The 11829-nt window shown below is 67.0% G+C and carries 10 protein-coding genes; 5 read left to right on the forward strand and 5 right to left on the reverse strand.

Annotated features, from left to right (window positions below):
- Positions 1–80: 80 nt before the first annotated feature.
- On the reverse strand, positions 81–1292 hold the full coding sequence (locus F6X39_RS20290; protein ID WP_187617868.1) for an MFS transporter: 1212 nt from the start codon (positions 1290–1292) through the stop codon (positions 81–83).
- 228 nt (positions 1293–1520) lie between these two features.
- Here F6X39_RS20290 and xdhA point away from each other — a divergent pair, with 228 nt between their 5' ends.
- From xdhA to xdhC, 3 genes are read left to right on the forward strand one after another with little or no spacing between them, the layout of a single operon-like run.
- Positions 1521–3038, forward strand: coding sequence for a xanthine dehydrogenase small subunit (gene xdhA / locus F6X39_RS20295; RefSeq protein ID WP_187617869.1), 1518 nt, complete (start codon positions 1521–1523; stop codon positions 3036–3038).
- A 34-nt stretch (positions 3039–3072) separates the two neighbouring features.
- Positions 3073–5442 (forward strand): xanthine dehydrogenase molybdopterin binding subunit, encoded by a 2370-nt coding sequence (gene xdhB, locus F6X39_RS20300; RefSeq protein ID WP_187617870.1) that lies wholly within the window; start codon positions 3073–3075, stop codon positions 5440–5442.
- A gap of 31 nt (positions 5443–5473) precedes the next feature.
- Entirely contained in the window at positions 5474–6064 is a 591-nt protein-coding gene (gene xdhC, locus F6X39_RS20305; RefSeq protein ID WP_187617871.1) for a xanthine dehydrogenase accessory protein XdhC, read from the forward strand.
- On the opposite strand, the gene F6X39_RS20310 is transcribed toward xdhC, so the two are convergent.
- The 3 genes from F6X39_RS20310 to F6X39_RS20320 all read right to left on the reverse strand — a co-directional run bounded on the left by F6X39_RS20310 (position 6061) and on the right by F6X39_RS20320 (position 9433).
- A complete protein-coding gene (locus F6X39_RS20310; protein ID WP_187617872.1) occupies positions 6061–7011 on the reverse strand; it encodes a LysR substrate-binding domain-containing protein in 951 nt (316 codons plus the stop codon). The two genes, xdhC and F6X39_RS20310, sit on opposite strands and share 4 nt — an antisense overlap.
- 200 nt (positions 7012–7211) lie before the next feature.
- Positions 7212–7868 (reverse strand): 2-hydroxychromene-2-carboxylate isomerase, encoded by a 657-nt coding sequence (locus tag F6X39_RS20315; protein WP_187617873.1) that lies wholly within the window; start codon positions 7866–7868, stop codon positions 7212–7214.
- A 161-nt stretch (positions 7869–8029) separates the two neighbouring features.
- Positions 8030–9433 (reverse strand): TAXI family TRAP transporter solute-binding subunit, encoded by a 1404-nt coding sequence (locus F6X39_RS20320; protein ID WP_187617874.1) that lies wholly within the window; start codon positions 9431–9433, stop codon positions 8030–8032.
- Positions 9434–10004: 571 nt separating this feature from the next.
- Between F6X39_RS20320 and F6X39_RS20325 the strand changes: the two genes are divergently transcribed.
- Positions 10005–10349 carry a BON domain-containing protein gene (locus F6X39_RS20325; RefSeq protein ID WP_184041124.1) on the forward strand — a complete coding sequence of 115 codons (345 nt, stop codon included), beginning with the start codon at positions 10005–10007 and terminating at the stop codon, positions 10347–10349.
- A gap of 348 nt (positions 10350–10697) precedes the next feature.
- Complete coding sequence (locus F6X39_RS20330; RefSeq protein ID WP_184041125.1) at positions 10698–10946, forward strand: hypothetical protein; 249 nt, start codon at positions 10698–10700, stop codon at positions 10944–10946.
- Positions 10947–10987: 41 nt separating this feature from the next.
- Here F6X39_RS20330 and F6X39_RS20335 read toward each other — a convergent pair whose 3' ends face one another.
- Complete coding sequence (locus F6X39_RS20335) at positions 10988–11776, reverse strand: sulfite exporter TauE/SafE family protein (RefSeq protein WP_187617875.1); 789 nt, start codon at positions 11774–11776, stop codon at positions 10988–10990.
- Between the last annotated feature and the right edge of the window lie 53 nt (positions 11777–11829).

The following is an 11829-nucleotide window of genomic DNA, read 5'->3' on the forward strand; positions in this document are numbered from 1 at the left end:
GGCGCGCGTCGTGAAGACTTCGCGCGTCGCGGCCTTTGCGTCAGCGCCGCGCGTTCGTTGCGCGCGTTCACTGCGAGGGCTTACTGCGCGGTAGACAGACTGGTTACTTTCGCGTTGCGCAGATACAGCACCGTCGACAGCACGACCGCCGCGGCAGCCGCGATCGCGGCAAACAGGAACACCGAGCCGTAACCGAACTCGCCGGCGATATACCCCGCCAGCGGCCCGGTAATGCCGAGCGACAGATCGAGAAACACCGAGTACGCGGACAGCGCCGCGCCGCGGCTCGCCGGCGGCACGAGCCCGACCGCCTCGACGCCGAGCGCCGGAAACACCAGCGCGAAGCCAAAGCCGGTCAGCGCGGCGCCCGCGAGCGCGATATGCGGCTCGGGCGCGAGCCACAGCATCAACAGACCCGCGCATTCGAACGAGAACGACGCGATTGCGACACGAAAGCCGCCGTAGGTCTTGATCGTGTTCGCGAACAGCAGGCGCGCGCCGATGAACAGCGTGCCGAACAGCGTCAGCGACAGCGCCGCATTCGGCCAGTGCTTCGCCGCATAGAACAGCGTGATGAAGGTCGCGATCGAACCGAAGCCGGCCGAGCCGAGCGCGAGACCCATACCGTGCGGCAGCACGCGCGTCAACACGCTGCGATACGACATCCGCTCGCCGTGCACGACCGGCACCGGCGCGATCAGACGCGCGAGGTAATAGCCGAGCCCCGCGAGCGCGATCACCAGAATGCCGAGCGCGATAAAGCCGATCGAGCGCGAGATCATCACGCCGAGCGGTGCGCCGATCGCGAGTGCCCCGTAGGTCGCGATGCCGTTCCACGAAATCACGCGGGCGTTGTTGGAGGTGCCGACCCGGCCGATTCCCCACAGGATCGCGCCGGTGCCGCACAGGCTCTCGCCGAAACCGAGCACGAGCCGGCTGCACACGAGCAGTGCGAGGCTCAGTCCCGGCCAGCGACCGGTCAGCGCGGCGAGCAACAGCAGCACGCCGCTCGCGCCGCAGCCGAGCAGACCGATCGACACCGTGCGCTTCGGCCCGAGCGTATCGGCCGAGCGGCCCGCGAGCGGCCGCGACGCGAGCGTCGCGAGGTACTGCACGCTGATCGCCGCGCCGGCCAGCACCGCGCTGTAGCCGAGGTCGCCGTGCACATAACCGGGCAGCACCGCGAGCGGAATACCGATCGCGAGGTAGCAAAGAAAGGTGAAAAAGACGACCGGAATGATCTGCAGGGTCGTTGCAAATTCGCTGTGGGCGGACGCGGAGTCGGTGGACATCGGGAAAACCAGACTTGAATTCGGCGGGAAGGCGTGATTCTCCCATGGAACCGATTCCCTTGCAGAGTTTGCTTAAAAAATGGGACGAATCAAGGGCGGGTCATATCGCGCGAACAATATGTCCCCCATGCGATTCAGGCTATGGGTTAGGTTTATTGACGGTGATAGCTTTCAAGCCATCGACGCGGCGTGTCCGCGCGAACACGCAACAGACGAGAGCACCGAGACATGACCGAGCCGATTCGTTTCTATCACCGCAACGCGATCCGCGAAATCGAGGACGCGCCCGTCACCCGCACGGTGCTGCAGTATCTGCGCGAGGACGCGCATTGCACCGGCACCAAGGAGGGCTGCGCCGAAGGCGACTGCGGCGCCTGCACGGTCGTGATCGGCGAGCGCAATCCGGCGGGCGGCGTCGAGTTCAAGGCGGTCAACGCCTGCATCCAGTTCGTGCCGACCCTCGACGGCCGCGCGCTCTTCACGGTCGAAGACCTGCGCCAGCCGGACGGCTCGCTGCATCCGGTGCAGCAGGCGATGGTCGACTGCCACGGCTCGCAGTGCGGCTTCTGCACGCCGGGCTTCATCATGTCGATGTGGGCGCTCTACGAGAAGCACGGCCACGAGCATGGCTGCGCGAACCGCACGGTGCCGTCGCGCGAGGCGATCGGCAATGCGCTGACCGGCAACCTGTGCCGCTGCACCGGCTACCGGCCGATCGTCGACGCGGCCGAGCGCATGTTCGACGCGCCCGCGCCGCGAGCGCCAGTCGACGTAAAGGCGCTCGCCGACACGCTCGCGACGCTCGAACGCCGCGACACGTTTCAGTACGAGCACGCGGGCCAGCGCTTCGCCGCGCCGCGCACGGTCGCGGCGCTCGCGCGGATCAAACAGCAGGAACCGGCCGCGCGCCTGCTCGCGGGCAGCACCGACATCGGCCTGTGGGTCACCAAGCAGATGCGCGAGCTCGGCGACCTCGTCTACGTCGGACAGATCGCCGAGCTGCAAAAGCTCGAAACCAATGACGACTGGATCGAGATCGGCGCCGGCGTCAGCGTCGAAAAAGCGTATGCCGAGATCGCGAAGCAATACCCGGAGCTGACCGAAATGTGGCAGCGCTTCGCGTCGCTGCCGATCCGCAACGCCGGCACGCTCGGCGGCAACATCGCGAACGGCTCGCCGATCGGCGATTCGATGCCGGGGCTGATCGCGCTCGGCGCGCGCGTGATCGTGCGGGGCGGCGACATCGAGCGCGAGATGCCGCTCGAAGACCTGTACCTCGCGTATCAGAAGAAGGACATGGCCGGGCACGAGTTCGTCGTCGGCCTGAAGGTGCCCGCGCGCGGCGGTGCGCGCGCGAACCTGCGCTTTCGTACCTACAAGCTGTCGAAGCGCTTCGATTCGGATATCTCGGCCGTCTGCGCGGCGTTCTCGTTCATCGCCGACGGCGACGCGATCCGCGATCCGCGCATCGCGTTCGGCGGCATGGCCGCGACGCCGAAGCGCGCGCTCCAGGCCGAAGCCGTGCTGCGCGACGCCGAATGGCACGAGGCGACCGCGCAGGCCGCGATGCTCGCGCTCGGCACTGACTACGCGCCGCTCACCGACATGCGCGCGAGCAGCGACTACCGCCTCGAAGCGGCGAAGAACACGCTGTACCGCTTCTGGCTCGAAACGCGCGCGCGGCAGCCGCTGCCGAAGAGCGCGCTCGACGTGCGCGCGGTCGCGCCGGCCGGCGCGAGCGCCTGAGCGCCGCGCGTTCAAGGATACGGAGAACACAACCATGAACCAGCAAGCCGAACCGTTCCTGAAAGAGGTTCAGGAACTCGACGACTTCACCCAGGTGCACGTGTCGCGTCCGCACGAGTCCGCGCATCTGCACGTAAGCGGCCGCGCGACCTACACCGACGACATTCCCGAGCTGGCCGGCACGCTGCACGCGGCGCTGGGGTTGTCGTCGAAGGCGCACGCGAAGATCGTCTCGATCGCGCTCGACAAGGTGCGCGCGACGCCCGGCGTCGTCGCGGTCTTCACCGCCGACGACATCCCCGGCGTCAACGACGTCGGCCCGATCGTTCATGGCGACGATCCGATCCTCGCCGACGGCGTCGTGCAATACGTCGGCCAGCCGATGCTGATCGTGGTCGCGACGTCGCACGAGGCGGCGCGTCTCGGCGCACGGCGCGCCGAGGTGGTCTACGAGGAACTGCCGGCGGTGCTGAGCGCGCAGCAGGCGCGCGCCGCGAACCGGTTCGTGCTGCCGCCGATGAAGCTCGCGCGCGGCGACGCCGGCACGAAGATCGCGCGTGCCGCGCATCGCGAAGCCGGTGAGATGTGGCTCGGCGGCCAGGAGCAGTTCTATCTGGAAGGGCAGATCTCGTACGCGGTGCCGAAGGACGACGACGGCATGCACGTCTACTGCTCGACCCAGCATCCGACCGAAATGCAGCACCTCGTCGCGCACACGTTGGGCGTTGCATCGCATAACGTATTGATCGAATGCCGGCGCATGGGTGGCGGTTTCGGCGGCAAGGAATCGCAGTCGGCGCTGTTCGCGTGCTGCGCCGCGCTCGCCGCGTGGAAGCTGCTGTGCCCGGTCAAGCTGCGCCCGGATCGCGACGACGACATGATGGTGACCGGCAAGCGTCACGATTTCCACTACACCTACGAAGTCGGCTACGACGCAGAGGGCGTGATCGAAGGCGTCGCGGTCGACATGACCTCGCGCTGCGGCTTTTCCGCCGACCTGTCGGGCCCGGTGATGACGCGCGCGCTGTGCCACTTCGACAACGCGTACTGGCTGTCGGACGTCTCGATCGACGGCTTCTGCGGCAAGACCAACACGCAGTCGAACACGGCGTTTCGCGGCTTCGGCGGCCCGCAGGGCGCGTTCGCGATCGAGTACATCCTCGACAACGTCGCGCGCTCGTGCGGCATCGATGCGCTCGACGTGCGCCGCCGCAATCTCTACGGCAAAACCGAGCGCAACCAGACGCCGTACGGCCAGGTGGTCGAAGACAACGTGATTCACGAGCTGATCGACGAGCTCGAAGCGACCAGCGACTATCGCGCGCGCCGCAAGGAGATCGACGCATTCAACGCGAACAACGAGATCCTGAAGAAGGGCCTGGCACTCACGCCGGTCAAGTTCGGCATCGCGTTCAACGTCACGCACTTCAACCAGGCCGGCGCGCTCGTGCATATCTACACCGACGGCTCGGTGCTCGTGAACCACGGCGGTACCGAAATGGGCCAGGGGCTGAACACGAAGGTCGCGCAGGTCGTCGCGCATGAACTCGGCGTCGGCTTCAACCGGATTCGGGTGACCGCGACCGATACCAGCAAGGTCGCCAATACGTCTGCGACGGCCGCGTCGACCGGGTCCGACCTGAACGGCAAAGCCGCGCAGGACGCCGCGCGCCAGTTGCGCGAGCGGCTCGCCGCGTTCGCGGCCGGGCGCTTCGGCGCGGGCAGCGTGAATCCGCGAGACGTGCGCTTCGCGCATGATCGCGTGATGGTCGGCGAGGTCGCCGTGCGGTTCGAGGAAGTGGTCGCGAAGGCTTATCTCGCGCGCATCCAGTTGTGGTCCGACGGCTTCTACGCGACACCGAAGCTCTACTGGGATCAGTCGAAGCTGCAAGGACGGCCGTTCTACTACTACTCGTATGGCGCGGCGGTATCGGAAGTCGTGATCGACACGCTGACCGGCGAAATGCGCGTGCTGCGCGCCGATGCGCTGCACGACGTCGGCGCCTCGCTGAATCCGGCGCTCGACGTCGGCCAGGTGGAAGGCGCGTTCATTCAGGGCATGGGCTGGCTCACCACCGAGGAGCTGTGGTGGGACGCGGGCGGCAAGCTGATGACGCACGCGCCTTCGACGTACAAGATCCCGACCGTCAACGACGTGCCGCCGGTTTTTAATGTCAGGCTGTTCAGGAACCGCAACGCGGAGGACAGCATCCATCGTTCGAAGGCGACCGGCGAGCCGCCGCTGCTGCTGCCGTTCTCGGTGTTTTTCGCGGTGCGCGACGCGGTGTCGGCGGTCGGCGGCCATCAGGTCAATCCGCCGCTCAATGCGCCCGCGACCAGCGAGGAAATCCTAAAGGCGGTCGGCGCGGTGCGGGCCGCGACGGCGGCCGCGCGGCAGGCGTGATGGCGACTGGCAAACGAGTTGGGAGCGCAATATGGAAGCACGCCTGAATCATTGTCCGGACGGGACCGGGTCCGAGCTTGCACCGCGGCCGGCGCCGATGCACATCGTGCTGTTCGGCGCGGGACACGTCGGCCATGCGCTCGCGCATCTGCTTGGCAGCCTGCCGTGCGTGGTCCACTGGGTCGACGAACGCGACGAGCTGTTCCCCGACGAAACGCCGCCGAACGTGCAGGTCGAAGCGACCGACACGCCCGAGGCGATCGTCGATGCGGCGCCGCCCGGCGCGTGGTTTCTGGTGATGACGCACAACCATGCGCTCGATTTTTCGCTGGCCTCGCGCATCATGCGACGGCGTGATTTCAGCTACTTCGGCATGATCGGCTCGAACACGAAGCGCGTGAAGTTCGAGCGGCGACTGCTCGAACGAGGCGTGGAGTTGGAGCGGCTCGCGGAGATGACCTGCCCGATCGGCGTCGAAGGGATCGTCGACAAGGCGCCCGCCGCGATCGCGATTGCGGTGTGCGCGCAACTGCTGCGACTGAGGACACGGCAGGCCGCGACGGTTCATGCTTTGGGGCAGGTCGCGAGCCACGTCCGCGCATCGGAGCAGATCACGGTTTAGGCCATACGGCGCAACGGGGGCTTGCGCGCGACCAGCTCACCCGACACCTCGGACATCAACGTCCTCAGCCAGCCGATATCGCTCGGCCGATCCGGCTGCGGATGCCACAACTGATAGCAGCGGATGCGCGGAAACGCGATCGGCACGTCGACGACCGCGAGCGGCAACATGCTCGCGTAGTGCATCGCGAAACGCCGCGTCGTCGTGAAGATCAGATCCGATTGCAGTAGCGTTTGCGCGACGAGCCCGAAGTAGGGCAGCGTCGCGACGATGCGCCGGCTCGCCTTCGCCCGCGCGAAGCCGGTATCGATCGCGCCGCCGCGCGCGCCGCTGTAGGGTGTCGGCGCGAGATGCGGCGCGGCCAGATAGGCTTCGCGGGTGAGCGGCTCGTGTGTCAGTGGATGGTCCGCGCGCATCATGCACACGACGGTATCGGCGAACAGGTCGCTGCGCTCGAAGCGCGGATCGGGCTTCGGCCAGTTGCCGATCACCAGATCGAGTTCGCCGGCGTCGAGCGCGGCCGAATGATCGAGCAGCGGCCCCAGCGATTCGATTTCGAGCCGCGCATGCGGCGCCGCTTCGCGAAACCGCGCGATCACGGTCGGCATGAAGAAGTCGTTCAGATAGTCGGGCGCGGCGACGCGAAAAGTGCGGCGCGAGCGGCCCGGGTCGAAATCGCCATGCGGCGTCGCGACGAAATCGACATCGCGCAACACGCGCTGCGCGGCCGCGAGCAGCGACTCGCCGTATTCGGTCGGCACCATGCCCGACTTGCCGCGCACCAGAATCGGATCGCCGAGCGTTTCGCGCAGCTTGCGCAGCGCGGTGCTGATCGCGGGCTGGGTCTGGTTCAGCCGCAACGCGGTCTGCGTGACGCTGCGCTCGACGAGCAGCGTGCGCAGCACGCGCACGAGCCAGATATCGAGTGAGGCGGCGGTGTCGTCCATGATCGAAGCGTGGTGGCGCGGGCGCTGCCGATGAGCTCGCCGCGCGGCGCGCGCGTGGGGTGCGAAAGCTTAACCTTAGGCGCGTTTGCGCTTCGGCGGCATAGCGGGCACGGTATGGCCGGCATCAGCGCGACGCCTGCCGGCATCGATTCGTTCGGGCCGAAGCCGCAACCAGGGCGCGGCCCGCAGCGACCGCGGTGTCATGCCGGTGTTGGTTTGTCCGGCAGTCCCCACGGCAGCGAACTGATCCGCTTCACCTCGCGAGATTCGAGCCAGTTCGGCGTGCGCGCGCAGTACAGCACCATCGGCAGCGCGTCCTCGCCCCAGAACAGCTGATCGTTCAGACGAAACGTCGGCACGCCATAGACGCCGAGTTCGACCGCATCGGCGGTATTGCGCTGCAATTGCGCCTGCACGGCTTCGTCCTGGATCAGTTCCGGGCCGTCCGGCTTGCCGACGCGCTCGCACAGCTCGGCGAACGCTTCGTCGCTCGACGGATCGCGCCCCTCGCGCCAGATGAAGCGGAAAATCTCGCGCACGAATTGCACGTCGCCGTTCGCGGCGGTCGCGAGCAGCAGCGGCTTCATCGAATCGAACGGATGGGCGGGCGGCATTTTGTACGGAATGCCGAGCTGCTCCGCGCGAAACAGCGCGTGCCGGTACATGAAGGTGCGCTTGGCGGGCACGCTGTACGCGGAGCGCTGGCCCCAGTGGCGATACAGATCGTTCAGCACGACCGGCGTGAACGCGAAGTCGAAGCCGGGCCATTTGTCGTATTGCTCGAGCAGCAGGTAGGTGAACGGCGAGACGAAATCGTAAAACCACTGCCGCTGTTGGGCGTCGATGCCAACGGTCATAAATTTCTCCCGGATTGCCTGGTGTCGGACGACGCGGAGGGTGCGTCCGTTATCTGATCAAAATTGTAGCGATCTTACGCGGTGCGGTCCCGGCTTGCACCGGTCGATATCCCCTGGTGGCGGCAGGTGGGCGTAGGTTCCGGCGGTGTCGTCAGGGGCGCTCAGCCTTTGACTTTATCGGCCGCCTGCTCGTCGGCCTCGTCCAGCTCGCCCCGCGTGTCGCGGCTTTCCGTGAGCCGCCGCCGCACGAAGCCGATGTGCTCGCGCAGCACGTAGAACTGGTCCGCGTACGCGAGCGGCATCTTCATGCCGTTGACCGAGTCTTCGATCGCGTCGAGCTGCTCGATCAGCGACGCGCGTTCGGCCGACGAATGTTCGCCGAGCGCGCTGCGTTCGATCGCGATCAGAGAGCCGTACCAGCGATAGATGCGCGATTTGACGCGCCACGCGTACAACCCCGGCACGATGCGCAGCGCCGGCACCAGCAGCACGATCAGCGGCACGACGATCACCAGCAGGCGGTCCGCAAGACTCGCGATCCAGAACGGCAGCGTTCGGTACAGGAAGCTCTTGCCCGACTTGTAGTAGCGCGCGGCGTCGTCGGAAAGCGGGAAGTCGTGCGCGAGCGGGGCGGGGAATTCGCCGGCGCGCTGCATCGTCGTCGCGCCGCCATGCACCTCGCGCGCGGCTTCGATCAGCAGATCGGACAGCGCCGGATGCAGCGAATCGCGCGCGATCAGCTCGGCGGTCGGCGCGACGATGCTGATCGAGTTCGCCGGCAGGTTCTTGCCGAGGTCGAAGGCGCCCATCGGCACCTTCAGCTGCGTCAGGTACGGAAAGCGGCGCGTGTACGCGTCGGCCTGCGAAAAATCGTAGAAGCGCACGTTCTGCGTGCGGTAGAGCTTGCCCATCACGGCCGGCTGCGCCGAGTCGCCCGCGAGGAAGGTCGCGTCGATCGTGCCGTCGATCAGCGCGTCGGCGGCGGCGTCGCCCGTTAGCGGCAGCAGTTGGGTCGGACCGCCCGGCACGATGCCGTTGGCCTTCAGCAGCGCGAGCGCGAGCTCGCGCGTGCCGCTGCCCTCGGGGCCGATCGCGAGGCGTTCGCCCTTGAACCCGGACAGCCAGTCGACGGGGGCGCCGCGGTAGAAGATCGCGAGCGGCACGTAAGCGACGCTGCCGAGCGACATCAGGCGTTTGTCCTTGTCGAGCCCGGCGGGCGCGATGCCGCTCTGCACGAAGCCGACGTCGACGTCCGCGTTCGGGTCCAACAGCCGCTTCAGATTTTCCTGCGAGCCCTGCGAGGCCAGCACGTTCAGCGTAATGCGATTGCGCGCAAGGATGGTCTTGTACTTCTGCGCGGCGATCCAGAAGGTGCTGCCGACGGGACCGGCGCTAATCGTCAGCGTATTCGGCGGGGCGGGCTGGATCAGCCGCACGGCGGCCCAGATTGCGACGATCACGAGCAGCACGAGCGGGCCGAACGAGACCGCCAGGTCGCGCCACGAGATCGCGACAAAACGGGCGACGAGATGGGTAGGGCGGGTGCGGCCGGTGTCAGGCTTCATCGGATCATCTGAAAGCGGCGGTCGATCGGGCTCGAATGCGCGAAGGCGGCTTGGGCGGCGCGCGCCAGCACGCGTCGCGCCGATGGTACCTGAGATTGGCGCGGCCGCGAAACGCGTAGCCGCCCGTCACGCCGACAAACGCGTAACAAATGGTGAGCACCACGGTGAACGCCGGCATGAGCGCTGGCATGATGCCCGTGCAAATTCTTGCACGACCACGGAGCGTGTCTGCTTCTATCCGGCACGCATGACGCACCCGCTGTCGGCGCGCCACGCCGCGCGCTAAATCCTTTGCGCTTCTGTGCCGGCTAGATTAAATTGTGCATCGCTACCGCGATCCAGCGTTTGCGGCGCGACCCCGGCAAGACGGACAAGAACCGGGTGCGTCGGTGGACGCCGCGGTTTGCCGGTTACCGGTTACCGGTAATCAGCCTCTCTCGCCTCTTGCACATCGTGTCACAGCCGTTGATGGCCGACGCTCACGCGCGCGTTCGCGCGATGACGGCCGCCCGTAGTCGTAACGATGCCGCTTGTTCATGCGGTCCAATGTGAAACCAAGGAGAAGAGAGCTATGAAGACGGTCGGTTTTCTGAAAGCACTGGGTCCGGTTGTGGCGATGGTGGTGGCGTGCAACGTCTACGCCCAAAACGCTCCGGCAACCGATACGGCGTCGGCGGCAGCCGCCGTCAAGGCCGGCAAGGCAGCGAATCACGAACTTGGCCGTAAGGTGCGCCACGCGCTGACGAAGACCCAGGGTCTCGACGTGTCGCACATCGCCGTGCGCGCGCGCGGCGGCGCAGTGACGCTGACCGGCTCGGTGCCGACCCAGGGACAGATCGATGCGGCCGGCGAAGCCGCCAAGGGTGTCGACGGCGTAACGTCAGTGTCGAACAAGCTCAAGGTGGTGCAGCAGTAAGCGGTACGCGTGCGCGCGGCGCCGCAAGGCCCGCGTCGCGCGGTGGTGCGCAGCGGCTTGGTGCATGGGCGCCGTCACCGGCGTCGCGTAGACGGTTTGACGCCGCGCTTGCATCGCGTCGCGAGGTCTATCTATCAACCTGGAGGCTCCGGCATGATCGCCGGAGCTTTTTTTTCGCCGCCGGTTTTATGACGTGGCACTCGCGAGGTTTGCGGGACCGCAGCAATGTGGATTGCCGCACGCACAGGTCCTGATGGAGGCGCGGCCGTCGCGGATTCGTGCGCTGCGACACATTACCGACGCATCGCGAGGCGTACTGTGACCAAGAGGGAAGGGGGAGCCAAGGTCATGGAAACCACGCTGTTTCGCTATATCGATCTGCCGATCGGCGATCGCGCGGCATTCGAACTGGTGTGCGCGCGACACGGTTTCGCGCCCGCGCATTTCGACATCAGCGCGAGCGCGGCACCCGGTGAGCCGGCGCACGAGCGGGTCGTCACCGTGCGGCGCGGCAGCTGGTCACAGTCGTATTACGACCGCCACGGTCAGTGGGTCAGGCAGTTCGAGGCGGATCTGACCTGCCGGTTTTTCAAATAGACACGGGTTGCGGCGTGCGCGCTTGACGCGTCTTCAGCGCCTCACGACAACACCAGCCGCACGCCGACCAGCGTCAGCGTCGCGGCGAGCAGATTGCGCAGCAGCGCGTCCGGCGCGCGCGAGGCCAGATAGCTGCCGATCGCGATGCCGGGCAGCGATCCCACCAGCAGCGACAGCAGCATCGACCAGTCGATCGAGCCGAGCAGCCAATGTCCGGCGCCCGCGAGCAAGGTCAGCGGCACCGCGTGCGCGATGTCGGAGCCGACGATGCGCGTCGTCGGCAGCATCGGATACAGCAGCATCAACACCGTCACGCCAATCGCACCCGCGCCCACCGACGTCAACGACACCAGCACGCCGAGGGTTGCGCCGGTCAGCATCGTCAGCGCGAGCGTGCGTGCCTGGCTAGGCGCGCGTTGCTTGCGCGCGCCGAGCGCCGCGAGTTGCGGACGGAACACCAGCGCGACCGCGGTAATTAGCAGCGCCGCGCCGAGCACGACCTGGATCAGCCGGCCCGCGCCAGGCGTATCCATTCCATAGCGATGCAGCAGGATCAGCGTGACGGTCGCCGCGGGCACGCTGCCGGCCGCGAGGCGCAGCGTGACCTGCCAGTCGACCGAGCCCTTCAGCCCGTGCACCAGCGTGCCGGTCGCCTTGGTGGCGGCCGCGTACAGCAGGTCGGTGCCGACCGCGGTGGCAGGGTGCACCTTGAACAGCAGGACGAGGATCGGCGTCATCAGCGAGCCGCCGCCGACGCCCGTCAGCCCGACCAGAAAGCCGACGAACAGGCCGGAGACGGAGTACAGCAGATCGATGTGGGGTAGAGCCATTGAACGGACAGCTGACGCAGCGCGGGTGAAGGGTTGGGGCGGCAAGGCCGGCG

Source organism: Paraburkholderia sp. UCT2 (assembly GCF_014397665.1).
Taxonomy (GTDB): Bacteria; Pseudomonadota; Gammaproteobacteria; order Burkholderiales; family Burkholderiaceae; genus Paraburkholderia; species Paraburkholderia tuberum.